This window comes from Rhodococcus sp. DN22, assembly GCF_036669995.1.
Taxonomy (GTDB): domain Bacteria; phylum Actinomycetota; class Actinomycetes; order Mycobacteriales; family Mycobacteriaceae; genus Rhodococcus_F; species Rhodococcus_F erythropolis.
The window spans coordinates 4,677,990-4,702,289 of record NZ_CP133326.1 but is presented as its reverse complement, the minus strand read 5'-3'; the positions used below and the strand labels follow the sequence as shown (position 1 = coordinate 4,702,289).

Genomic DNA, 24,300 nt, shown 5'->3' with positions numbered 1-24,300 from the left:
ATGGTGACGAAATCTGATCGATCCGAACAAGATTCCGGGGCCAACGAAGAGCGCCCGGAGACGGGCTTTACTCGGGTAGGCGTTCGGACCGACTACGTGGTGTTTTCCGTGGCGGCCGCAGCGGTGCTGGCTATTGTCGTGTGGGGTCTCGTAGCTCCCGACAACCTGAACTCGGTAACCGGAAGTGTTCTCGGCTGGTTGGTGACGAACATCGGCTGGCTCTTCGTACTCGCAGCTTCTGCTTTCGTGCTGTTTTCCATCTACCTCGCTGTCAGTCGATTCGGCGACATTCCGCTGGGCAAAGACGGTGAGAAGCCCGAGTTCCGAACCGTCAGCTGGATCGCCATGATGTTCAGTGCCGGCATGGGCATCGGCCTGATGTTCTTCGGTGTCGCGGAGCCGCTTGCGCACTACGTGACTCCGCCTCCCGGCACCGACGGTGGCGTCGGAACTGCCATGGCTACCACCATGTTTCACTGGGGTCTTCATCCTTGGGCGATGTATGCCGTTGTGGGCCTTGCCATTGCGTACGGGTCGTATCGCCGAGGACGCAAGCAACTGTTCAGTTCGGCCTTCATCCCGTTGCTCGGTCGCAAAGCCGAAGGGCCGATCGGCAAGGTCATCGACATCCTGGCAATCTTTGCGACACTTTTCGGCACCGCAGCATCTTTGGGGCTCGGCGCACTTCAGATCGGCTCCGGTTTCGAGGTAGTCGGCTGGATGGAAGAAGCCGGCGTATTCCTGCTCGTGGCCATCGTTGCGGTACTGACCCTGGCATTCGTCGCTTCGGCAGTTTCCGGTGTGGCCAAGGGAATTCAGTGGCTCTCCAACATCAACATGGTGCTCGCGTTGATCTTGGCCCTGTTCGTGTTCGTTCTCGGGCCGACCGTGCTGATTCTCAATCTGCTCCCGACGACCATTGGTGCATACGTTTCCGACCTCGCCCAGATGTCGGCCCGCACGGGTGCATCGTCGAATCCTGAAACCGGCGCGTGGCTTTCGTCGTGGACGATCTTCTACTGGGCATGGTGGGTGTCGTGGACGCCGTTCGTCGGCATGTTCCTGGCCCGCATCAGCCGCGGCCGCACGATCCGCCAGTTCATCGTCGGCGTCATCGCCGTTCCCACGACTGTCAGCTTGCTCTGGTTCGCGATCTTCGGCGGCGCAGGCATCGGCGAGGAACGCGACGGAATCGGCTTGTCCGGCCGAGGCTCGGAAGAGGCTCAACTGTTCGGGATGCTCGACAATCTGCCGTTGGCCGGAGTGACGACTGTCCTCGTCATGCTGCTCGTGGCAGTGTTCTTCGTTTCCGGCGCCGACGCTGCGTCGATGGTGATGGGGACGCTCTCGCAGCGCGGAACGCTCGAACCGAGTCGCTGGGTCGTGGTGTTCTGGGGCATGTTGACCGGTGGCGTCGCGGCGCTTCTGCTGTGGACCGGTGGTTCCGAAGCGCTCGACGGCTTGCAGACCATGACGATCATCGCTGCGGCGCCGTTCGTGCTGGTCATGATCGGATTGTGCTTCTCGCTGTACAAGGATCTTTCGCACGACCCGATCATCATTGCGGCGAAGGAGCAGAAACGTGCTCTCCTACGCCCGCGCCGAGGACGCCGTGTGGGTAAGTCTGTGGAGTAGGACTTGAGCGGAGTAGGACTTGAACTGTGAAGGGGCACCGAACTGCGGTTCGGTGCCCCTTTGTCGTCTGGTTATTTCCAGCTGGGCAGCCACAGATGGTTCTGCCACGATTCCGGCGTGATCGGCATGGCGGTGAGTATCGGCCAGAGGTAGACGAAGTTGGCCACGACCAGACCGATGTACAGACTGACTGCCAGAAGTCCGGTGGTACGACGCTCGACGGACGCGCTCGCCTTGCCCAGTACATCGCCGAGGACCAGCGCAAATCCCATGACCATGAACGGGGCGAGTGCAACTGCGTAGAAGTAGTACATCTGGCGGTCGAGCGTCGCGAACCACGGGAGGTAAGCGGCACCGTAGCCGGTCAGGACCACGGCGTATCGCCAGTCCCTGCGCACGAACGTCTGCCAGATCGCCCACGCCAACATCGGTAGGGCCAGCCACCACATCGCCGGTGTGCCGATCAGCATCACGGCCTTGACGCAGCTGGCGGCCCCGCAACCGGTGACCTGCTCGCCGTCGGCGTAGTAGTAGAGCATCGGTCGTAGCCCCATCGGCCACGTCCACGGTTTCGACTCCCACGGGTGGTGGTTTCCGGCGGAGTTGGTCAGACCGGCGTGGAACTGGAGAACGTTTCCGCTGTAGTACCAGAGTGAGCGCAGCGCGGAGGGAATGAAGCTCCATGTGCCCCCCTCACCGATCTCGTTACCGACGGCGTGACGGTCGACGCCGGTCTCGCTGGTGAACCAGGCCCAGTAGCTCGCGAGGTACACACCGAGCGGAATGATCACCAACGCATACAGAGCAGGCCCGATGTCGCGAACTGCAGTGCCGACCCATGGGCGCTGCACGCGGTAGGCGCGGCGCGCTGACAGGTCGAAGGCAACACTGAGCAATCCGAAGAACAGAATGAAGTACATGCCGGACCACTTGGTTCCGCAGGCCAGGCCGAGCAGGATGCCGGCGCCGAACCTCCACCACCGGAAACCCAGCCGCGGACCCCAGGCACAGTCGCCGATTCGGCCCTCTTCGTATACCTTCGCCATCCGTTCGCGGACTTGGTCGCGATCGACCACCAGGCATCCGAGAGCAGCGAGGACGAAGAAAGCCAGGAAGATGTCGAGCATCCCCAGGCGTGAGGAGACGAAGGTGACGCCGTCCACGATGAGCAGGATTCCGGCAATCGCGCCGATCAGCGTGGAGCGCGTCATGCGGCGCACGATCCGGATGATCAGCAAGACCATCAGTGTCCCGACCAGGGCCGACGAGAATCGCCACCCCCAACCGTTGTAACCGAAGAGTGCTTCGCCGATCGCGATCATCTGCTTACCGATCGGCGGGTGTACCACCAATCCGTAACCGGGATTGTCCTCGATGCCGCCACCGGTCAGAACTTGCCAGCCCTGCGGAACGTAGTGCTTCTCGTCGAAGACAGGTGTGCCGGCGTCGGTCGGGTAGGCGAGCATCGTGAAGCGTGTGATCGCCGCGATAGCGGTGACGAAAGCGGTGACGATCCAGCCGCGCAATCTGTCAGTCGGGCCGAAATCAGGATCCGGTACCAGCGGGCCGGGACTACGCATTACCCGATCGCTCGTGGCGGGCGTTGGCCGCTCGTCCGTCTGCACAGTCACCTGGCAATCGTAGGCTGTCAGGTATGACTGGTCGCTTGGTACTCGCCGCAACACCCATGGGAGATGTCGGTGACGCGTCTCCGCGTCTTCGGTCTGCTCTCGCAACCGCCGACGTCGTTGCTGCGGAGGACACACGACGCACCAAGTCTCTGGCGTCCGCGCTCGAGGTAACCATCACCGGGAAGATCGTCAGTTTCTACGATCAGGTCGAGATTTCCCGGCTGCCCGCGCTGGTCGCCGACGTCGCCGAAGGCAAGACCGTCCTGCTGGTCACGGACGCGGGCATGCCGTCGGTCAGCGATCCCGGATATCGCCTTGTCGCCGCCTGCGTAGCCGAGAACCTCGCCGTCACGTGCTTGCCCGGTCCGTCGGCGGTGACGACGGCGCTGGCACTCTCCGGATTGCCCGTCGAGCGGTTCTGCTTCGACGGGTTCCCGCCGCGTAAGCAGGGGCAGCGCAAGACGTGGCTCTCTGCCTTGGCAACCGAGCAGCGAGCGTGTGTGTTCTTCGAAGCGCCTCATCGCCTTGCCGACTGCCTCGCAGATGCGGTGGAAGTGCTCGGGCCGAATCGCCGCGCGGCTGTGTGCCGGGAATTGACCAAGACCTACGAGGAAGTGAAGCGCGGCACTCTCGGGGAGTTAGCTGCTTGGGCCGCCGAGGGCGTTCGCGGTGAGATCACGGTGGTGCTCGAAGGCGCAGTGCTGGTGGCATCTGATCCTGCCGATCTGGTCGACGAGGTGGAAAGGCTGGTCGAGGGGGGAGCACGATTGAAGGACGCGTGTGCTCTGGTCGCAACGACCGGAGTCTCCAAGCGTGAGTTGTACGAGACGGTCCTGGCTGCGCGCAAGGACTAGCGGGAGCGGTTCACGGCGGGTGCGCCGGGACGCAGGTTGGCGTCGTCGGCTGCAGCCTGGCCGGCGTGCCAGCCTTCGGCGTCCACGGACCGTCCGCGAGTCTTGCGGGTTGTCGGGAACAATCGATCGAATTCGGCGTCGACGGCCTCGGATGTGGTGGCGAGGATCGGCAGAAGATCCGCGACGTCCATCGATGCCGCGTCGGCCGCTTCGGCGGTGGCTTTGGTGCCGGCGTCACGCAGGCGGTGTCCGATGCGGCTGGCGAACCCGGCCAGGAATCCCTTGCGGAACGAGGTGGTGCGTGAGCCGCCACGATTGCTCGAGTCGGCGAATTGCATTGCACGGGTTGCCTGTACGAGCAGGGAAGTGAACAGCATGTCGACTTGCTGAAGGTCGACCGGAGTGCCGACGATGGTCGCGAGTGCAATGTCGCTGAACCAGACAGTCCTGACTCGATTCGATTCGCCGATCTCGGTCAGGAGGTGAACCTTTTCCTTCACGTACGGGTTCTCGATGTGAATGCGTCGGGCATTGACGGATGTGTCGGTGACCCCGGCGCGACTGTGGAGCAGTGCGGAGTCGATGGCGTACCGGGTCATCAACTCCTGGGCCTTCGCGGTGAAAATCTCGGCTTCTTCCGCGAAGTTGGTTGCTTCCGCTTTGGCGAGTAGTCCACGAATTCGCTTGAGTACCTTGGCGTCGACCTCGGTATCGCCGACGCCGGCATAGCTGGTATCGGTGCGTTGCGACGGCCAGGTGGATGGTGGCGCGAGCAACACCGTCCACTGAGGTAGGCGCATCCACGATCGCGCGACGTCGACGATCTGCGAAACGAGGAAGTAGGGATCCTGGAACAGAAGGCCGGCCGCGAGGGAGCGAAAAACGTCGTCGTCCAAGGTGATTCGAGAAGCGATGTGCCGAGACTTCGGATACTGCTCGCCGATTGTCTGCAACTGCCCCACCCATTCGAGCGGAGCGCGATCGGAGGCGCGCGACGCCTTCGCGTCGAACAGGATGGTGGTGGCGGCGAGATCGGCGTCGGACGCTTCTTTGCTTCGACGCGCCAGATGAATCAGATCCGCCGGCTGCCATCCGCGGTCGTACGCCGCGGACAGTTCGGAAACGAGATCTCGCACCGCGGAAACGGATTGAGGGCTGACCTCCTGAGTGGACACCCGCGCTCCGTTCCATGGCAGTGTCTGCGCCGAAGCGCTGGTTCGAATGTATGTTCTATTCGCCGTCATGGCTGGAGTGTGCACGTGGGGTCCGACACATCCGCCTGTAACCGGATATCTCGGACCCCACGTGCGGCACTCTCGCTTAGCTCATTCCTCGACGAAGCGGGGGAAAACTGGCGCCGGAGCAGGCAGTTTCCGGTTCGCGTCGATGCGAACCGCAATGTCGGCGAACTGCCGGTTCTCTTCGCTCTGGCCAAGCAGATCGAGGATGCGTGACGCCGCGTCGGGCATCACCGGCTGAACGAGAAGCCCGACGATACGGACCACTTCGAGCGTCACGTACAGAACCGTCGCCATGCGTGCCGGATCCGTCTTGCGCAGAACCCACGGTTCCTGCTTGGAGAAGTACCGGTTGGTCTCGCCGAGAACGCCCCAGATGGCTTCCAGTGCGAGATGCAGCGCCTGCACGTCGAACTCGCTGCGGCACTTGGCAAGCAGGGCATCCGCCGACGCCAGCATCGCCAGGTCGTCCTCGGTGAACTCGCCGGGGGTCGGTACCTGGGCATCGCAGTTCTTCGCGACCATCGTCAGTGAACGCTGCGCGAGGTTGCCCAGTTCATTGGACAGGTCTGCATTCATACGCGTCACGATTGCTTCGTGGCTGTAGCTGCCGTCCTGGCCGTACGAGATCTCGCGGAGCAGGAAGAAACGGACCGCGTCGAGGCCGTACTGATCGACCATCGCGATGGGGTCGACGACGTTGCCGACCGACTTCGACATCTTCTCGCCCTTGTTGTACAAGAACCCGTGGACGAAGACCCGCTCCGGCAGTTCGATGCCGGCAGACATGAGGAACGCCGGCCAGTACACGGTATGGAAACGCGTGATGTCCTTGCCGATGATGTGCAGGCTCGCGGGCCAGAACTTCTCGAACTCCGCCGAGTCGACGTTCGGGTAACCCACGCCGGTCAGGTAGTTGGTGAGGGCGTCGACCCAGACGTACATGACGTGGTCGGGGTCTCCGGGAACCTCGACGCCCCAGTCGAACGTGGTGCGCGAGATCGACAGGTCCTTGAGGCCGCCCTTGACGAAGCTGACGATCTCGTTGCGACGAGTCGCGGGTGCGATGAACTCGGGATGCTCTTCGTACAGAGCAAGCAAACGGTCCTCGTAGGCCGAGAGACGGAAAGTGTAGTTGGACTCCTCGGTCCACTCCACCGGAGTGCCGGTCTCCGTCGACTGACGGGTGCCGTCGTCCAGGAGCGTGGTCTCGGCTTCGGTGTAGAAGGCCTCGTCACGAACCGAATACCACCCCGAGTAGGTGTCGAGGTAGATGTCGCCCGATGCGGCCATCTTTTCCCAGATCGCCTTGCTGGCGACCTGATGGTCGGCGTCGGTGGTGCGGATGAACCGGTCGTACGAGATGTTCAGGACCTTGTCGAGGTTCTGGAACACGTCGGAGTTCCGAGCCGCGAGTTCGCGGACGTCGATGCCCTCTTTGATTGCTGTCTGCTGCATCTTCAGACCGTGCTCGTCGGTGCCGGTCATGAAGAACACTTCGTGACCGTCCAACCGCTTGAAGCGGGCGAGCGCGTCCGAGGAGATGTACTCGTACGCGTGGCCGATGTGCGGAGCGCCGTTGGGATACGCGATCGCTGTCGTGATGTAGAACGGCGATCGTTCCGCGCCTTCCGGGGCAGCGGAGTCCGGGCGCGGGGTCTGGGAGGGTGAGGCAGGCACAGTCATGGTGGGCTTACTCTATCGGGCGTGAGCAAAGACCGTCCCGCCCCCGATGCCCCTGAGCCCTTGTCGCCTCTGATCGACGCACATACGCACCTCGACGCCTGTGGTGCGCACGACGCTGCGACCGTGGCCGAAATTGTCGATCGGGCCGAAGCCGTCGGCGTCGGACGGGTCGTCACGGTGGCCGACGACCTTGATGCCGCACGCTTTGCCGTCGACGCTGCGAACTGGGATTCGAGGGTTTACGCAGCCGTCGCAATCCATCCGACCAGGGCGAACGTCCTCGATGTCGACACCAGAGCCGAGATAGAACGGTTGGCGTCCGATCCGCGGGTCGTCGCGGTGGGGGAGACCGGGCTGGATCTCTACTGGCCAGGCAAGCTCGAAGGGTGCGCCACCATCGAGGAGCAGGTCGACGGTTTCCGGTGGCACATCGACCTCGCGAAGCGTCTCGGCAAGACGCTGATGATTCACAATCGCGAAGCCGATGAGGACCTGCTGCGGGTGCTGCACGAGGAAGGCGCGCCGGAGACCGTGGTGTTCCATTGCTTCTCCTCGGATTCGGAGATGGCCCGTGCGTGCATCGACGCGGGCTACGTGTTGAGTTTCTCGGGAACCGTGAGTTTCAAGAATGCGAAGGCGCTGCGTGAGGCCGCGCTGTTGGTGCCGTCGGATCAACTGATCGTCGAGACGGATGCGCCGTTCTTGACGCCGCACCCGTTCCGCGGTGCGCCCAACGAGTCGTACTGCCTGCCGTACACAGTGCGCGCGCTCGCAGACATCCGCGGTGAGGATCCGCAGGCGCTGGCAGCAGCGTCCACGGCGACAGCGGAGCGCGTCTACAAGCTCTGACGCTATGGTGGTCTGACAGGTAACTCCGCGCCCGGGACCGTCGTGTCCCGGTCCGTCTACTGCGCGGAGTATTCAGATGAATGACTACAACGTGGTCACAGTCCGCATCGAAACGTGGGAATTCGAGTGCTGTGCACCGTTGCCGGTGGTCGGCGAAAAATCTGCGTGGGCTTTGCACCCGATAGATGAGTCGCAGTGGTTCGACGGGACGGTTCATGGAGGAATCTATCCCGACGACGTGGAACCTACGGCCGGGATCGTTCTCTCGATCCGACTCGAGCGCGGCGAGTTTGTCGAACAAGAACCCAGGCACTGGGTATTGGTACCTGGAAGCACCGATCACGTTCGAGTCGAGAAGGCCCCACGGTCTTTTCGCGGAATGTCGTCGCTGGTTGCCGGTCGTCGTGGCTGGATGGAGACGGCCGTTGTCGTCGAATTGGCCACCACCCGTGCGCCTTTCCGGTAGTCCCCGCTACCGAAAAGGCGCACAGGGGGCTTGCCCCTAGAGAACCTTCGCCAGGAAGTCCTGGGTGCGCTGCTGCTGGGGGTTGCCGAACAGACTCTCCGGCTTACCTTCTTCGACGATGTATCCGTCGGCCATGAAGATGACTCGGTCGGAAACCTCACGAGCGAAGCCCATCTCGTGGGTCACGACGACCATGGTCATGCCCTGCTTGGCGAGGTCGCGCAGCACCTGCAGAACCTCACCCACCATTTCGGGGTCGAGGGCGCTGGTGGCCTCGTCGAAGAGCATGATGTCCGGACTCATCGCGAGTGCGCGGGCGATGGCAACGCGCTGCTTCTGCCCACCGGACAGGCTGGCGGGCTTGGCATCTGCCTTCTCCGCGAGACCGACCTGGCCGAGCAGCTTGACGGCGATCTCGCGAGCTTGCTCCTTGGTCGATCGCCCGGTCTGCACCGGAGCGAGCATCACGTTTTCGACGACGCTCATGTGGGGGAACAGGTTGAAGTGCTGGAACACCATCCCGATGTGCTGGCGCACCTTGTCGATGTCGACATCCTTGTTCGTGAGGTCGAACTGGTCGACGCGCACGGATCCGGCGGTGATGTCTTCGAGGCGGTTGAGGCAACGCAGGAAGGTCGACTTGCCGGAACCGGAAGGCCCGATGACGCAGACCACTTCACCGCTCTTGATGTCGACGTCCAGGCCCTTGAGGACCTCGTTGTCGCCGAACGACTTCTTCAGTCCCTTGACCGAAATCTTGACCTCGGTGGCGGACTTGCCCATGTTGACGGCTGTTTCGGTCACTTGTTGATCCTCTTCTCGAGGCGGTTCGACAGCTTGGTGAGCGCCATGATGATGATGAAGTACATGACGCCGATGATCAGCCACATGTTGAACGACTGGAAGTTGCGCGCGATGATGATGCGCCCTGTCTGAGTGAGCTCGGCGAGTCCGATGACCGACAGGATCGACGTGTCCTTGAGGGTGATCACGAACTGGTTGATGTACGACGGGATCATCGTGCGAATTGCCTGCGGCATGATGACTTTTCGCATCGACTTCATGTAGCTGATGCCCAGGCTTCGTGACGCCTCCATCTGTCCCTTGTCGACGGACAGGATGCCGCCGCGGACGATTTCAGCCATGTACGCGCCGGCGTTGAGCGAGAGCGTGATGATGCCTGCGGTGAAGGCGGACATCTGGAAATGCAGGGCTGCCGGGATGCCGAAGTAGATGAAGAATGCCTGCACCAACAGCGGTGTGCCGCGGAAGATGTCGACGTAGGTTGTGCCTATACCTCGGACGAACATGTTGGTGGACACGCGGCAGAGACCGAAGATCGCGCCTAGGACCAGAGCGATCGCGATCGAGACGACGGAGAGAACGATCGTCAACCACAGGCCCTTGAGAAGCTGCGGGTAGGTGCTCTTGATCAAGCCGATGATGGAGTTGTCCGACGTCGACGCGCCCTGACCGAGGTAGGTCGAGACGATTTCGTCGTACTGGCCGTCGTCGCGCAGGTTCTGCAGTCCGGCGTTGAACATCTGGAGCAGTTCGGCGTTCTGGCCCTTGTTGACTGCGAAGCCGTAGCTCGCGCCCACCTCTTTTTCGGTGACCGTCTTGAGGCCGTTGCCCTGTGTGATGCCGTAGGCGAGGACGGGGTAGTCGTCGAAGACTGCGACGGAGTTCCCGGTGCGGACCTCGTCGTACATGCTGGCGGAGTCGGCGAAATAGACTGTGGTGAAGCCGTATTGGTCCTTGATGGACTCGGCGAAGCTGGCGCCCTCGGTGCCGTTCTTGACGGCGACGCGCTTGCCCCTCAGATCCTCGTACGACTTCACGTCGTTGTCGGTCTCGAGGACCGCCATCTGCACGCCCGACTCGAAGTACGGGTCGGAGAAGTCGAACACCTGCTTGCGGGCGTCGGTGATGGACATGCCCGCGATGACGCCGTCGGCCTGCCCGGCCTGCACGGCCTGAAGGGCCGCGTCGAAGCCGAGCTGCTTGATGTCGACCTTGAAGCCTTGGTCCTCGGCGATCGCATTGAGCAGGTCGATGTCGATGCCGACGAGTTTGCCGTCTTCGTTCTCGAATTCGAACGGGGCGAATGTCAGATCGGTGGCGATCGTGTAGGTGCGGCCGGGTTGCGCGCTCGCGATTCCGGGGGCGAACAGCGCTGCGATCAGCGCCAGCAGGATGGCCAGGATCGGCCACCTGGCATTACGTGGTCTGTCGAATCTTCTTCGCACTATCGCCCAGCTTTCTTCTGTCGCGCCCGGGATCGCCGGACTGCTTTGAACCAGACGAGAACATACTGCGCCCAGAGCTGAATCGATACACGGGTATCGGAGCCGGAAAGTGCAGAACACACGACACGCCGTTGCCGTTCCGTGACAAAAGTCGCATTTCGTTGTGATTTGGTTGCCGATACAACGCTCGGTCGTTACCGTATTGTGATCGAACGTCGTCTGCCTTGGGATTTCCTGTGTCGCCTTTTGCCAAGATCAACTCCACGAAGTCACCACTTCTCTATTCAGTGGTGGGTGCGTTGCTTCTGACGCTCATCGTCGGGGGTGCGCTCGCCGTGGTTCGGCACAAGACGATCAACCTCGATGTCGACGGCGACATGATTTCGCTGTCCACGATGTCGAGCAGCGTCGGTACCGCTCTCGAGGACGCCGGATACCCGGTCGATCCCAAGGACGCGCTCGCACCCAGTGCCGATTCCTCCCTGTCCGATGGCGATACCGTCGTACTGCGCCGTGCCCGTGAGTTGGCTCTGACCGTCGACGGTCAGCCGACCACCATCTGGACCACCGCATTGACGGTCGACGAGGCATTGAAGCAGGTAGATGTGTCCGACGACTTCGCAGTCTCGGCTTCGCGCTCGCATCGTCTGCCGCTCGAACGGACCGAGCTCGACGTCGTCAGCCCGAAGACCGTCAGCGTCAGCGACGGTGGCGCTCCCGCGGCGGAGGTCAAGCTCGCCGCCGTGACCGTCGGTGATCTTCTCGCGGCCAAGAATGCGCCGCTCGAGCAGGCCGACTCGGTGGTTCCCGCCGCCGACACACCCGTTTCCAACGGCCTGACCATCCAGGTCACTCGCGACCGCACGGACACTCGCGTCGAGACGCAGCCGATCGCGCCGCCGGAGAACAAGGTCGAGGATCCCGAGCTGGAGAAGGACAAGACCGTCGTCGAGAACCCGGGTGTTCCGGGTGAGCGCACGGCCACCGTCGAGGTCAAGACCGTCAACGGCGTCGAGGCCGGACGAACCGAACTGTCCGCGACCGTGATCAAGGAACCGGTCGCAGCAGTGGTGAAGGTCGGTACCAAGCAGGCTTCCGCTCCCGCTGTGTCCAACGCGTCGACGTGGGATGCCATTGCTCAGTGCGAGGCGACCGGAAACTGGGCCATCAACACCGGCAACGGTTTCTACGGAGGACTTCAGTTCACCCAGAGCACCTGGGAAGCATTCGGCGGCGGTCAGTACGCAGCTCGCGCCGACCTCGCATCACGTGAACAGCAGATCGCGATCGGCGAGAAGGTCCGCGCCGGTCAGGGCTGGGGTGCTTGGCCGTCCTGCACCAGCAAATTGGGCCTGCGCTGACGCGCTCACACCTCACAGAACACAGGAACCGATGTCACCGTTCGCCAAGATCAACTCGACCAGGTCGCCGTTGTTGTACTCGGCGATCGCCGCTCTTCTCCTGACGGTTCTCGTGGGTGGTGTTCTGGCCGTCGTCCGGCACAAGACCATCACTCTCGATGTCGACGGTGAGCAGATTCGCCTGAGCACCATGTCGACCAACGTCGACGGCGCTCTCGAGGACGCCGGTTACCCGATCGGTGACAAGGATGCAGTTGCTCCCGCGGCCGACGCTTCGCTGTCCGACGGCGACACCGTGGTGCTCCGTCGTGCCCGTGAGATCACGTTGACGGTCGACGGTCAGCCGCAGAAGCTCTGGACCACTGCCTTGACCGTCGACGACGCGTTGAAGCAGTTGGACGTCGCGGCGGATGTGCACGTGTCGGCTTCGCGCTCGCAGCGTCTTCCGCTGGACGGCGCCGCGCTCGACGTGCTGACACCGGTCGTCGCAAAACTGGTCGACGGCGCAAACGCGGCAGCCGACGTGCGTATCGCGGCGCCGACGGTCGGGGAGTTCCTTACCGCCAACGGCACTCCGCTCGAGCAGTCGGACACGGTGGTTCCCGCCGCCGACGCTCCACTGACCGAGGGCTTGGAGGTCACGGTGACGCGCAACCGCACCGAGAACAAGGTCGAGACCTTGCCGCTCGATCCGCCGGATCAGCGCATCGAGGATCCGACGATGAACCAGAGCCGCACGATCGTCGAGAACCCGGGCGTGCCCGGCGTGCGTGACGTGACGTTCGCCGTGAATCTCGTCAACGGTGTCGAAGCCGGACGTACCCAGGTCTCGGAGACGATCACCACACCGGCGCAGCCGAAGGTCGTGCGTGTCGGAACGAAGCCGGGCACCGAGGTGCCGCCCGTGGAGAACGGTTCGACGTGGGATGCGCTCGCACAGTGCGAGGCCACCGGTAACTGGGCCATCAACACCGGCAACGGTTTCTACGGCGGCGTGCAGTTCGATCAGAACACCTGGGAACGACAGGGCGGGTTGAAATATGCGCCCCGCGCCGACCTCGCCACCCGTGAAGAACAGATCGCGATTGCGACACAGACCCAGCGCACTCAGGGCTGGGGCGCATGGCCGTCGTGCTCGGGTCGCCTCGGACTGGGATAAGTTCTACTGGTGTCAGACGCCGAACAATCGAACGAACCCATCGCTACTCCGCGCGGGCAGGCAGCCCTGCTCGGTCCGGTCGAGGTGCGCGCTCTTGCCGAGGAATTCGGTGTCCGGCCCACGAAACAGTTGGGGCAGAACTTCGTTCACGACGCCAATACCGTGAGGCGCATCGTCACCACGGCAGGCGTCACACGTGACGACGTCGTTCTCGAGGTAGGGCCTGGTCTCGGTTCGCTGACGATGGCGCTGATGGACGTGGTCGATCGGGTCATCGCGGTCGAGATCGATCCCAACCTCGCGGCTCGCCTGCCGAAGACGGTGGCCGAGCGAGCGCCGGAACTGGCCGATCGCCTGACCGTCGTCGAAGCCGACGCGATGCGTGTGCTGCCTTCGCAGATTCCCGGCGAGCCGACCGCGCTTGTCGCGAACCTGCCGTACAACGTCGCGGTGCCGGTGCTGTTGCACCTGTTCGCGTCGCTTCCGAGTCTGCGGACCGCACTCGTGATGGTGCAAGCCGAGGTTGCCGACCGCCTGGCGGCTGATCCGGGAAGCAAGATCTACGGCGTTCCCAGCGTCAAGGCCAACTTCTTCGGCGAGGTTCGCCGCGCCGGTGCCGTCGGACGCAACGTGTTCTGGCCGGTGCCGAAGGTCGAATCCGGATTGGTTCGTATCGATCGGTACGCGGAGCCGCCGTGGCCGATGGACGAGAAGCACCGCAAGCAGGTTTTTGCGGCGATCGACGCCGCATTCGCGCAGCGCCGCAAGACTTTGCGTGCCGCGCTCAGCGGTTGGGCAGGTTCGCCTGCCGAGGCCGAACGACGGCTCCTCGCTGCCGGTATCGAGCCTCAGACGCGTGGCGAGATGCTCGACGCAGCAGCCTTCGTTCGGCTGGCTGGAGGCGAATAGCCCCGTGCGCGGTTAAGGAGTGCAGGGACTCCCTAACCGCGCACAGGGGGCTTGCCCCCTTATTTGAACCGGCGCAACCTCAGGCTGTTGCTCACCACGAACACACTGCTGAATGCCATTGCGGCACCGGCGAGCATCGGGTTGAGCAGGCCGGCCGCAGCCAGCGGGATCGCAGCCGTGTTGTAGGCGAATGCCCAGAACAGGTTGCCCTTGATGGTCTTGAGCGTCTTGCGGGACAGTCGAATTGCATCGGCTGCCGACCGCAGGTCACCTCGCACCAGAGTGATGTCGCTGGCCTCGATCGCAACGTCGGTACCCGTGCCCATCGCCAGGCCGAGATCGGCCTGAGCCAGGGCTGCCGCGTCGTTCACGCCGTCGCCGACCATGGCCACGACGCGTCCTTCCGCTTGCAGTTTCTTGACGGCGTCGACCTTGTCCGCAGGCATGACCTCGGCGAAGACGGTGCTGATCCCGACCTGATCCGCGACAGTGCGAGCAACGGTGGCGTTGTCACCGGTCAGCAGAACCGGTTCGAGGCCGAGTGCTTTCAACTGCGCGATTGCTTCGGCGCTCGTGTCCTTGACCGCGTCGGCGATCACGAGGATGCCGTGCGCCTTGCCGTCCCAGCCCACCGCGATTGCGGTGCGCCCGGCCTTCTCTGCTGCAGCCTTCGCCTGGCGGAGATTTTCCGGCAACGGCATCGACCAGTCGGCGAGCAGCGCGTCTCGGCCCGCGACGACGGCGTGACCGTCGACCATTCCCTGCACGCCGCGCCCGGCGACGTTCACGAAATCCTCGACCGCAGGCAATTCGCCCACGGCTTCGGTCGCACCCTTCGCGATCGCTGCGGCGATGGGGTGCTCGGAGCGATGTTCGAGTGCGCCCGCCAGCCGAAGGACCTCGTCGACGGTTGTTCCTTCGCCCACCACGGTGTCCAGCAATGTCATCTGACCGGTGGTGACGGTTCCCGTCTTGTCGAGCACGACGGTGTCGACTGCGCGCGTCGATTCGAGCACCTCGGGTCCCTTGATGAGGATTCCCATCTGAGCTCCGCGACCCGTGCCCACCAACAGGGCTGTGGGCGTTGCCAATCCGAGGGCACAGGGGCACGCGATGATCAGCACGGCGACCGCAGCGGTGAAGGCCATCTCGATGGGGTTACCGGTGCCGAGCCAGTAGCCCAGTGTCGCAACGGCAATCGCGATGACGACCGGTACGAAGATACCGGCGATCCGATCGGCGAGGCGCTGAACTTCGGCCTTGCCGTTCTGGGCGTCTTCGACCAGTGCCGCCATCTGGGCGAGTTGGGTGTCGCTCCCGACCCGGGTTGCCTCGACGGTCAAGGTTCCACCGACATTGACGGTGGCGCCGACGACAGTGTCCCCGACACCGACTTCCTCCGGCACGGATTCGCCGGTCAACATGCTCATGTCGACGGCTGAGCGGCCCTCGGTGATGATGCCGTCGGTGGCGATCTTCTCGCCGGGCCGGACGATGAAGGAGTCGCCCGCTGCCAGTTCTTCGGCGGGGATTCGTACTTCGACGCCGTTGCGCAATACCGCGACGTCTTTCGCACCGAGTTCCATGAGTGCGCGTAGTGCGGCGCCGGACGTGCGCTTGGACTTGTGCTCGAAGTAGCGTCCGGCCAGCACGAACGTGATGACGCCCGCGGCAACTTCGAGGTAGATGTTGGCGCTGCCGTCCATCCGGTCGACCGTCAGCCGGAAGGCGTGCTTCATACCGGCTTCGCCCGCAGTGCCGAAGAACAGTGCGTAGAGCGACCAGACGAAGGCCGAGATGGTGCCCAGCGAGATGAGCGTGTCCATCGTGGCCGCGCCGTGACGCAGGTTCACCCAGGCAGCCCGGTGGAAGGGGAGGGCCGCCCACACGATGACCGGTGCGGCCAGTGTGAGGGAGAGCCATTGCCAGTTGTCGAACTGCAGCGCAGGAATCATCGCCATAGCGATGACCGGCACGGAGAGAAGAGTCGAGATGATCAGGCGGGTACGGAGCTCGCGCAGATCACGATCCTGCGGGGTTTCCGCATCCGGGTCGACGGTGTCCGGCGCGCTGGGCGGCTTGGGGAGCGCGGCGGAATAACCGGCGTTCTCGACGGCAGTGACCAGATCTTCGACGGGTACCCCGTCCGGGAAGGTGACCTTGGCCTTCTCCGTCGCGTAGTTGACGGTGGCTGTGACGCCGTCGATCTTGTTGAGCTTCTTCTCGATTCGTGACGCGCAGGAGGCGCAGGTCATCCCGGTGATCGCGAGTTCGACGCTGCTCGAGTTGGCAGCATTGTCGACCGCAGTCGGTGACGTCATCAGTGCCCTCCCTCGTGATTGTCTGGAACTGAAGCTGTGGAAATGCCTGCATCAACAGTGAATTCGGCGGTCCGAACCACGCCCTCGTGCTGGAAGTCGAGGAACAGCCGGTATGTGCCTTCGCTCGGTGCCTGTGCGTGGAAGGAAATGTCCGGACCAGGAGCTGTGACGCCGTCGCCTGGCTCGCCTTCGGGGTGCACGTGCAGGTAGGCGAGGTCGCCGGTGCGCAGGGCAACGAGGTGACCGAAGGCACCGAGGTACGGATCGAGATCGGTGACCGGGGCTCCGTCGCGAGCAACGCTCAGCGTGATCGGGCCGCCGGCAGTGGTCAGATCACCGTCGAGAGTCACGGTGTATCCGTCGACGGTTGCGGTCGCGCTCTTCGCAGGTAGCGGCGCAGGAGTGAATTCGCCTGCCACGTCGAAGTTTCGGCCGAGTGTCAGTTGGGTGCCGTCGGTGGGATCGAAGTCCGCGAAGACTCGGTAGGTGCCGGCGGCGGGCCAGGCCCAGTCGATCGACCAGGTGCCGTCTGCAGCGAGGGACGGATGTACGTGGCGGAATTCGCTGGTGTCGTTTCGGACGACAATGAGGTGGAGTTTCTTCTCGTGCAGGAGGTCGAAATCGACGACGGGCGTGTTGGTGTCGTCGAGAATCCGGAAGGTCAAGGTTCCCGGCTCCCCAGCTCGACCGGGTGCGGTCACATCGGTGAGTGTGTATCCGCCGGAGGAGACTTCGAGACCTGCAGGTGTTGCCGAATCCATGCCTGGCATCGATTCGGTGGTTGATTCGTGGGTGCTGTGCTGGGTGGTGGACATGTCTATCGGGCTTCCGATTGCGGCCCCCACGCCGAGGGCGGCGCCGAAGACGGCGACCAGCCCTACGGCGTAGGCGGCAAGTGTTGTCGAGGTGCGCACGGCTGACTCAGCTTGGTACGACTGCGTAGCCGGCTTCGTCGACTGCTGCGACGACGTCGGCTGCGGAGACGGGAGCATCGCTGGTGACGACGACGCGTCCGCTCGCCAGTTCGACATCCACCGCGGTTACTCCCGCGATGTTGCCGATCTCTTCCTTGACGGATCCGACGCAGTGTCCGCAGGTCATTCCGGAAACGGTGTATTCGGCGGTGGTCATCGCAGATCCCTTCGGTTGTGGAAAGCTTATTTTACGGATACCCGGTGTAGGTATCGCTCTGCAATCGAAGGTACCCCCAGGGGGTATGCCTGTCAACGGGCTGGGCAGTGATGAAGGCCTCAAGGAAGACAACACGGCGGATGTGTGGTCTACTTGTGGTGGTCGTAAGTGTTTGTGTTTGTGTTTCCACGCTCGCAAATGGTTAGGTTGCGAGCGTTTGGACATCCTCCACGGATTTGTCTCAGAACGGTCGTAGTAAGTGACCCGGGCGGTCGAAGCGACTGCCTGTTGACACTGTGTTAGAGGAGATTTACATGGCAGAGGGCATCGTGAAGTGGTTCAACTCCGAGAAGGGGTTCGGCTTCATCGCTCCCGAAGACGGCAGTGCTGACGTCTTCGTTCACTACTCCGAGATCCAGAGTGGCGGCTTCCGCACTCTCGAGGAGAACCAGCGCGTGGCGTTCGAGATCGGTCAGGGCAACAAGGGCCCGCAGGCCACCGGCGTTACCATCGTCTAAGACGTCCATGTGAGTCGGGCAACCGACGCATGACGTACTGACAAGACCCCAACTCTTCGGAGTTGGGGTCTTGTTGTATTTGGGTGAAAAACGCTGTCATGCATCGAGATACCGCTGAGTGGCGACTGCCGTTTCCGCCGCGATCGTGCGGCATTCCTCGCGGAGTTCAGGTGGATTCACAACGGTGAAATCGACGTCGAAAGCTCTGAGCCAGTGTGCGATCGATCGCAGAGAAGTGCCCGAAAGCACTATGACGCAACGCCCTTCGTCGGTGGACTCCACCGATCCCCACTGTTCGTTGACCATGGGTGCTATCTGCTCGATGGGTGCATGCAGTAGAACTGTTGCGCGCGTGGAGGAATAGGCCCGAGCGACACCGCGGGACACGAAGTCTGCTGCACCACCGGCGGGTAGTTCCCGCGGCACGAATCGTGGGCCGGTGGGGATCTTGGGTTCCATCCGGTCGACGCGGAACGACCGCCAGTCTTCGCGAGCGAGATCCCAGGCCACCAGATACCACCGAACACCCGACCGCACGAGCCTGTACGGTTCCACCTCGCGTCGGCTCTGGGTGCCGTCGTGAGTGCTGTAGTCGAATCTCAATCGCTCGTGGTTGTGGCATACGGATGCGATGGCGGACAGTACCGACGCATCGACTGCGCTCGCGGCGGGCTCGCGTGGCACGACATCGATCGACAGCGACTCCAGACGGTGTCGCAGCCTCGACGGCATGATCTGCCGCAGCTTCGCCAGCGCGCGCATCGAAGCCTCGCCGATGCCGACCACAGAGCCGGTCGCTCCGGACTGCAACGAGAGCGCCACCGCGAGCACTTCTTCGTCATCGAGCTGTAGCGGGGGCATCTCCGCGCCCGCTCCCAGGCGATATCCACCGCCGACGCCGACCGTCGCGTCGACCGGGTAGCCGAGATCGCGGAGGCGGTCCACGTCACGTCGAACCGTGCGCGGGGTGATCGCGAGCTTGTCTGCGAGTTCGGCACCGGACCAGTCTCGACGCGTCTGGAGCAGTGACAGCAACCGCAGTAGGCGAGCCGATGTCTCCTTCATGGCCAGAAGTCTGCCAAACATTTAGGACCCAATGCGTCCTCAATTGAATTTAGGTTGGTCCGCATCCGACCAATCGAGAAGAAATTGGGGCCACATCATGAGTCGCATCAACGACGGCGGACCGATGATCGAGACGAAGGCGCTCACCAAGCACTTCGCCCAGGGCAAGAAGCTCGTGGAAGCAGTCAAGGGAGTCACTCTCGACGTAGCGGAGGGCGAGTTGGTTGCCTTGCTTGGGCCGAACGGTGCCGGAAAATCGACGACGTTGCGCATGCTGACCACCTTGCTCGAGCCCACTTCCGGTACTGCGCGGATCGCGGGATTCGACATCGCTGCGGCACGAAACGAGGTGCGCTCCAGCCTCGGATACGTCGGACAGGGGAACGGAGCCGGCCACAACCAGCGGGTTCGCGACGAGTTGGTGACGCAGGGGTTGTGCTACGGAATGCCCAAGGGCGACTCGCAGGTCCGGGCCGACGAATTGCTGCGTGATCTCGAACTCACCGAGTTGGGTACTAGAAAGGTCAGTACGCTGTCCGGCGGGCAGCGACGGCGGCTCGATATCGCCCTCGGCCTGGTCCATCGCCCACCGCTCCTGTTCCTCGACGAGCCGACCACGGGCATGGACCCGCAGAGTCGGGCCAACCTCTGGGACCACATCCTCCGGCTGCGGCGCGAGATGGGCACCACGATCGTGCTGACCACGCACTACCTCGAAGAAGCGGATTCGATGGCAGAGCGGGTCATCGTCATCGACGAAGGCACTGTCATCGCGGACAACACCGCTGCCGCACTCAAAGCGGATCTCGCGGGGGATCATCTTCTGCTCACCTTCGACAGTGCCGAAGCGGCCGGCATCGCGGCGTCGGTGGCCGAGCAACTTGTCACTGTGCGTGACGTCACGGTCGAGGCAAACTCGGTGAGTATCCGTGCCGGCGAGGGTGATTCGACGCTCCCGGTATTGCTGCGTGAAGCCGATACCCGCGGCGCCCGCGCAGTTACTGCCGACATCACCAGGCCGACTCTCGACGACGTTTTCCTCACTCTCACCGGCCGCAGCCTGCGCGAGAGCGCCGCCGCGGTCGCTTCCTAGAACTACGACGAAGAACTACGACGAACAGGAACCCGCCATGACAATCACACTCGATACCCCACGTAGCGCGCACGGCAACATCGTTCGAGACAGCGCGATCGTGATGGGCCGTGAACTGCGACCGATGTTGCGTGACCCGGTCAGCGTCATCTTCAGCCTCATCCAGCCGCTGATCCTGTTGGCGTTGTTCGGGCCTCTGCTCAAAAGGGTTCCGGGTACCGGTGACGGCGTATGGAATTGGTTCATTCCCGGTGTGTTGGTGATGATCGCGATCTTCGGAACGACGATGACCGGTTCCAACCTCCTGATGGAGATGCAGCAGGGATCGCACGAGCGAATGTTGGTGACTCCGCTCCGACGCTCGTCCTTGTTGATCGGGCGAGCGTGCAAGGAGATGGTTCCGCTTGCCGCGCAGGCGATTCTGATCATTCTGGTCGCACTTCCGCTCGGATTGGACGTCAATGCAGCGGGAGCCGCGCTCGGGATAGTCCTGCTGGGAGTGTTCGGCGTCGGACTCGGTGCGCTCTCGTACGCTCTCGCTCTGGCTGTGCGGGAGCAGGATTGGATGTTCTGGGTCGTTCAGCAGACGCTGATGTTCCCGCTCCTGATCCTGTCGGGAACCATGCTTCCACTCGAGGACGCACCAGGTTGGATGAAGGTCCTCGTGAACATCAATCCGCTCGGCTACGTCGTAGACGCCGAGCGGGCACTCTTTGCCGGAGACTTCGCGTCGAGCAGCGTTCTGGCAGGAATCGTCGCCGCCTTGGGCGTGGCGGTGGTCGGTCTGGGCGTAGGTGTGCGCGCGGTGAAATAGCGTGGGTGTGCTGGCTGTCGGACGGGCTGCTGCGGTCGCAGGTTTTCGCCCAGGTGTTCGCAGCGCCTATTGTTGTTCCTTGTGCTCTCCGTCGTTCCACGCCCCGTAGTCGTCCGGGCCCCGTCCAAGGTGAATCTCCACCTTGCCGTCGGGGACCTGCGAGACGACGGCTATCACGAGCTGACGACGGTTTTTCAGGCATTGTCGCTGGCAGACACCCTCACGGTGGCGCCTGCGGACACCTTGACCGTGCGGGTGATCGGCGACGACGCCGCGGCCGTGCCGACCGATCGCACCAACCTCGTGTGGCGTGCCGCCGAGATGCTCGCCGTCGAGGGTGGCGTGGCCCCGAACGTCGAGATAGTCATCGAGAAAGGCATCCCCGTCGCAGGCGGAATGGCCGGCGGGAGTGCCGACGCAGCCGCCGCTTTGGTTGCGCTCAATGCTTTGTGGAAGCTCGACTTCTCGCGGCCTGATCTCGACGCTTTTGCGGCACGCCTCGGGAGTGACGTTCCGTTCTCGCTGCACGGTGGCACTGCCCTCGGAACCGGCCGCGGCGAACAACTTGTCCCCGTGTTGACCCGCCACACTTTTCACTGGGTGTTGGCGCTGGCGAAGGGTGGCTTGAGCACACCGGTCGTGTTCCGCGAGCTGGACAAGCTGCGGGCAGAGGGCTCCCCGAAACGGGTGGGGAGCGCCGATGCGTTGATCCAGGCACTGACCACGGGTGACGCTCATCTGCTTGCGTCGCTGCTCGGCAACGATCTGCAGGCGGCGGCACTCTCACTCAACCCGGATCTACGACGGACGCTTCGAGCGGGCGTCGAAGCCGGAGCTTTGGCCGGCATCGTCTCCGGCTCCGGACCGACGTGCGCCTTTCTCTGCGCCGACGCACAGTCCGCGGTGGAAGTGAGCGCAGAACTTGCGGGAGCGGGGGTGTGCCGCACCGTTCGCGTGGCGAGCGGACCCGTTCCCGGAGCACGAATACTCGACAATGCGGCAAAGGGACAGCACTGATGGCGAATCTGATCAATCTGGAAAACGTGTCGAAGTCTTTCGGCGTCAAGCCGTTGCTCGACGGGGTCTCCCTGGGCGTCGAGGAGGGCGAGCGCATCGGCGTCGTCGGCCTCAACGGTGGCGGTAAGACGACCATGCTCGAAGTCCTCGCGGGTGTGGAGCAGCCGGATTCGGGACGCGTCAGCCGCGTCGGCGGATTGCGTATGGCCGTCGTGACGCAGCGCGGTGTACTGCCCCCCGGCTCCACTGTCGGTGAAGTGGTCCTGGGGCCGCTCGGAGTGGCGCAACACGAATGGGCCGGCGACGCGCGCATCCGTTCGGTGCTCTCGGGTATCGGCATCGACAACCTGGGCGCCGGCGGCGAGCGGTCCGCATTGGACGCCAAGGTCGACGGCCTGTCCGGCGGTGAGCGTCGCCGCGTGGCTCTCGCTGCGGCCCTGGTTCAGGACCTCGACCTGCTGGTGCTCGACGAGCCCACCAACCACCTCGACGTCGAAGGTGTTCAGTGGTTGGCCGAGCACCTCGTCTCGCGTCGCAGCGCGCTTGTCGTCGTGACCCACGATCGCTGGTTCCTCGACACCGTCGCCACCCGCACCTGGGAGGTTGTCGGCGGCGGCGTCGAAAGCTACGAGGGTGGCTACAACGACTGGGTGTTCGCTCGCGCCGAGCGCTCGCGTCAGGCTGACGCTTCCGAAGAGCGTCGACGCAACCTTGCGCGCAAGGAACTCGCATGGCTGCGCCGCGGTGCGCCGGCCCGTACGTCCAAGCCGAAGTACCGCATCGAGGCCGCAGAGGCCCTGATCGCCGACGTTCCGGCACCTCGTGACGCGGTCGCTCTTGCGTCGTTCGCGCAGCGTCGGCTCGGCAAGGTTGTCATCGAACTCGAAGACGCGCGTCTGGAGACTCCGGACGGCCGTGTACTCGTCGAGGATCTGACCTGGCGTCTCGCTCCAGGTGAGCGTGTAGGCCTGGTCGGTGTCAACGGCTCGGGCAAGACGACTCTGCTGCGGACTCTGGCCGGTGAACTCGAGCCGGCAGCAGGCAAGCGAATTCAGGGGCAGACCGTCCACATCGGTTGGCTCAAGCAGGAACTCGACGATCTACCGACCGACATGCGCGTACTTGACGCGGTCAAGGATGTAGCCGAGCGAATCACGCTGGGAGACAAGGAAGTATCGGCGGGTCAGCTGGCTGAGCGGTTGGGCTTCACACCGGCGCGTCAGCGCACCCCAGTCGGTGATCTCTCCGGTGGTGAGCGCCGACGTCTGCAGTTGACACGTGTCCTCATGGCCGAGCCCAACGTCCTGCTTCTCGACGAGCCGACCAACGATCTCGACATCGACACGCTTCAGCAACTCGAAGATCTGCTCGACGGCTGGGCGGGCACCATGGTGGTCATCTCGCACGACCGGTACCTGATCGAGCGCATCTGTGACACCACCTGGGCGCTCTTCGGTGACCGCAAGCTCACCAACCTGCCCGGTGGTATCGAGGACTACCTGCGTCGGCGCGCAGCAATGGGGGATGGCGACAACCCGTCGGTGGCTTCGACGGCGAGTGGTGCGTCGAAGAGCAAGCAGGTCCGCGACGGCGCCGCGGATCGCGCTGCACGCAAGGAACTTTCAAAGCTCGAGCGGTCCATTGCGAAGTTCGACGACCGAGAGAAGAAGCTGCACGCTTCCCTCGCCGACGCGGCCACCGACCCGGACAAGCTGCAGAAGCTCGGCGCCGAACTCAAGCAGGTCATCGCCGACAAGGAAGCCGCCGAAGAGCAGTGGATGGAGCTCTTCGCCGAGCTGGACGGCTAGGGGAACTTCGCCCCGAACCTCTTGAAGGTTCGCTCTGGATCCAGGGTTTCCGGAGCATGCCGGCGCAGCAGTGCGTCCAGAACGAGCCCGTCCAGTGCTGCGACCAATTCCGCTGCATCGGACGAGGTCATGCCGCGTTCGATCAAGATGTCGACAAACCGATCCCGACCACGCACCAGTTCCACTGCGAGGTCGGGATCGTGGAATGCCGCGATGATCAGTTCGTAGCGAGCACGAGTGCGACCGGACTCCGGCCCCAGTCACCGGGCCACCTGTTGCTTCGGCGTCTCGCCCGGGCGAGGAAGATCGCCGTCCAGAAGATGCCGCACCACCTCGACTATCAGTCCACGCTGGTTTGCGAAGTAGTGCCGTGCGCTGCCGTGTGGCACGCCCGCCTCGTCTTCGACGCCTCTCATCGACCAGGCTCGAAACCCAACCCGGCCCGTCTTTTTCGACATCCTGCTCGTGCTGTGCGTTGTTGCGATTGCGTGTTTTG

Annotated in this window: 23 protein-coding genes; 12 read left to right on the top strand and 11 right to left on the bottom strand. The window is 63.4% G+C overall.

Features of this window, described 5'->3' with window-relative positions:
* Positions 1-1,635: a BCCT family transporter gene (locus RA302_RS21290; RefSeq protein WP_003946258.1), complete on the top strand. Its 1,635-nt coding sequence runs from the start codon at positions 1-3 to the stop codon at positions 1,633-1,635.
* Positions 1,636-1,706: 71 nt separating this feature from the next.
* On the opposite strand, the gene RA302_RS21285 is transcribed toward RA302_RS21290, so the two are convergent.
* Positions 1,707-3,215, bottom strand: a complete 1,509-nt coding sequence (locus RA302_RS21285; protein ID WP_070160304.1) for a phospholipid carrier-dependent glycosyltransferase — start codon at positions 3,213-3,215, stop codon at positions 1,707-1,709.
* Positions 3,216-3,289: 74 nt separating this feature from the next.
* Between RA302_RS21285 and rsmI the strand changes: the two genes are divergently transcribed.
* Positions 3,290-4,120: a 16S rRNA (cytidine(1402)-2'-O)-methyltransferase gene (gene rsmI / locus RA302_RS21280; RefSeq protein WP_243617539.1), complete on the top strand. Its 831-nt coding sequence runs from the start codon at positions 3,290-3,292 to the stop codon at positions 4,118-4,120.
* Here rsmI and RA302_RS21275 read toward each other — a convergent pair.
* Entirely contained in the window at positions 4,117-5,364 is a 1,248-nt protein-coding gene (locus RA302_RS21275) for a DUF2786 domain-containing protein (RefSeq protein ID WP_338477882.1), read from the bottom strand. The two genes, rsmI and RA302_RS21275, sit on opposite strands and share 4 nt — an antisense overlap.
* An 81-nt stretch (positions 5,365-5,445) precedes the next feature.
* A complete protein-coding gene (gene metG, locus RA302_RS21270) occupies positions 5,446-7,044 on the bottom strand; it encodes a methionine--tRNA ligase (protein ID WP_003946248.1) in 1,599 nt (532 codons plus the stop codon).
* Between the two features lie 21 nt (positions 7,045-7,065).
* Here metG and RA302_RS21265 point away from each other — a divergent pair, with 21 nt between their 5' ends.
* Both RA302_RS21265 and RA302_RS21260 read left to right on the top strand, forming a co-directional pair.
* The gene (locus RA302_RS21265) at positions 7,066-7,893 is read left to right on the top strand and encodes a TatD family hydrolase (RefSeq protein ID WP_030536315.1); all 828 of its coding nucleotides are present in this window, start codon (positions 7,066-7,068) and stop codon (positions 7,891-7,893) included.
* Positions 7,894-7,969: 76 nt separating this feature from the next.
* Positions 7,970-8,359 carry a DUF6578 domain-containing protein gene (locus RA302_RS21260; protein ID WP_070160297.1) on the top strand — a complete coding sequence of 130 codons (390 nt, stop codon included), beginning with the start codon at positions 7,970-7,972 and terminating at the stop codon, positions 8,357-8,359.
* Positions 8,360-8,395: 36 nt separating this feature from the next.
* On the opposite strand, the gene RA302_RS21255 is transcribed toward RA302_RS21260, so the two are convergent.
* Entirely contained in the window at positions 8,396-9,142 is a 747-nt protein-coding gene (locus RA302_RS21255; protein WP_030536313.1) for an amino acid ABC transporter ATP-binding protein, read from the bottom strand.
* Between the two features lie 17 nt (positions 9,143-9,159).
* The gene (locus tag RA302_RS21250) at positions 9,160-10,608 is read right to left on the bottom strand and encodes an amino acid ABC transporter substrate-binding protein/permease (protein WP_003946214.1); all 1,449 of its coding nucleotides are present in this window, start codon (positions 10,606-10,608) and stop codon (positions 9,160-9,162) included.
* 236 nt (positions 10,609-10,844) lie between these two features.
* Between RA302_RS21250 and RA302_RS21245 the strand changes: the two genes are divergently transcribed.
* From RA302_RS21245 to rsmA, 3 genes are read left to right on the top strand one after another with little or no spacing between them, the layout of a single operon-like run.
* A complete protein-coding gene (locus RA302_RS21245; RefSeq protein ID WP_070160295.1) occupies positions 10,845-11,969 on the top strand; it encodes a resuscitation-promoting factor in 1,125 nt (374 codons plus the stop codon).
* Between the two features lie 31 nt (positions 11,970-12,000).
* Positions 12,001-13,128: a resuscitation-promoting factor gene (locus RA302_RS21240; protein ID WP_007729017.1), complete on the top strand. Its 1,128-nt coding sequence runs from the start codon at positions 12,001-12,003 to the stop codon at positions 13,126-13,128.
* 9 nt (positions 13,129-13,137) lie between these two features.
* On the top strand, positions 13,138-14,037 hold the full coding sequence (gene rsmA / locus RA302_RS21235; protein ID WP_003946263.1) for a 16S rRNA (adenine(1518)-N(6)/adenine(1519)-N(6))-dimethyltransferase RsmA: 900 nt from the start codon (positions 13,138-13,140) through the stop codon (positions 14,035-14,037).
* A gap of 59 nt (positions 14,038-14,096) precedes the next feature.
* Here the strand turns inward: rsmA and RA302_RS21230 are convergent, their stop codons facing one another.
* Genes RA302_RS21230 through RA302_RS21220 form a run of 3 tightly spaced genes read right to left on the bottom strand, consistent with a single transcriptional unit; the run spans position 14,097 to position 17,489 of the window.
* Positions 14,097-16,358: a heavy metal translocating P-type ATPase gene (locus tag RA302_RS21230; protein ID WP_070160293.1), complete on the bottom strand. Its 2,262-nt coding sequence runs from the start codon at positions 16,356-16,358 to the stop codon at positions 14,097-14,099.
* A complete protein-coding gene (locus tag RA302_RS21225; RefSeq protein ID WP_054188799.1) occupies positions 16,358-17,272 on the bottom strand; it encodes a hypothetical protein in 915 nt (304 codons plus the stop codon). The genes RA302_RS21230 and RA302_RS21225 overlap by 1 nt, the downstream gene beginning before the upstream one ends.
* A gap of 7 nt (positions 17,273-17,279) precedes the next feature.
* A complete protein-coding gene (locus RA302_RS21220; protein WP_003946267.1) occupies positions 17,280-17,489 on the bottom strand; it encodes a heavy-metal-associated domain-containing protein in 210 nt (69 codons plus the stop codon).
* A 314-nt stretch (positions 17,490-17,803) separates the two neighbouring features.
* Here RA302_RS21220 and RA302_RS21215 point away from each other — a divergent pair, with 314 nt between their 5' ends.
* Complete coding sequence (locus RA302_RS21215) at positions 17,804-18,007, top strand: cold-shock protein (RefSeq protein ID WP_003946232.1); 204 nt, start codon at positions 17,804-17,806, stop codon at positions 18,005-18,007.
* Positions 18,008-18,103: 96 nt separating this feature from the next.
* Here the strand turns inward: RA302_RS21215 and RA302_RS21210 are convergent, their stop codons facing one another.
* On the bottom strand, positions 18,104-19,072 hold the full coding sequence (locus tag RA302_RS21210) for a YafY family protein (RefSeq protein WP_042449230.1): 969 nt from the start codon (positions 19,070-19,072) through the stop codon (positions 18,104-18,106).
* 97 nt (positions 19,073-19,169) lie between these two features.
* On the opposite strand from RA302_RS21210, the gene RA302_RS21205 reads away from it, so the two are divergent.
* The 4 genes from RA302_RS21205 (at position 19,170) to RA302_RS21190 (ending at position 23,804) form a co-directional block, all read left to right on the top strand.
* The gene (locus RA302_RS21205; RefSeq protein WP_083291455.1) at positions 19,170-20,165 is read left to right on the top strand and encodes an ATP-binding cassette domain-containing protein; all 996 of its coding nucleotides are present in this window, start codon (positions 19,170-19,172) and stop codon (positions 20,163-20,165) included.
* A 37-nt stretch (positions 20,166-20,202) separates the two neighbouring features.
* On the top strand, positions 20,203-20,979 hold the full coding sequence (locus tag RA302_RS21200) for an ABC transporter permease (RefSeq protein ID WP_070160291.1): 777 nt from the start codon (positions 20,203-20,205) through the stop codon (positions 20,977-20,979).
* Between the two features lie 81 nt (positions 20,980-21,060).
* A complete protein-coding gene (locus RA302_RS21195) occupies positions 21,061-21,996 on the top strand; it encodes a 4-(cytidine 5'-diphospho)-2-C-methyl-D-erythritol kinase (RefSeq protein ID WP_042921272.1) in 936 nt (311 codons plus the stop codon).
* Entirely contained in the window at positions 21,996-23,804 is a 1,809-nt protein-coding gene (locus RA302_RS21190; RefSeq protein ID WP_003946255.1) for an ABC-F family ATP-binding cassette domain-containing protein, read from the top strand. Before RA302_RS21195 ends, RA302_RS21190 begins: the two co-directional genes overlap by 1 nt.
* Here the strand turns inward: RA302_RS21190 and RA302_RS21185 are convergent.
* Both RA302_RS21185 and RA302_RS21180 read right to left on the bottom strand, forming a co-directional pair.
* On the bottom strand, positions 23,801-24,064 hold the full coding sequence (locus RA302_RS21185) for a hypothetical protein (RefSeq protein ID WP_256261672.1): 264 nt from the start codon (positions 24,062-24,064) through the stop codon (positions 23,801-23,803). The two genes, RA302_RS21190 and RA302_RS21185, sit on opposite strands and share 4 nt — an antisense overlap.
* Positions 24,065-24,220, bottom strand: a complete 156-nt coding sequence (locus RA302_RS21180) for a hypothetical protein (protein WP_243617541.1) — start codon at positions 24,218-24,220, stop codon at positions 24,065-24,067. It abuts the gene before it with no gap.
* Between the last annotated feature and the right edge of the window lie 80 nt (positions 24,221-24,300).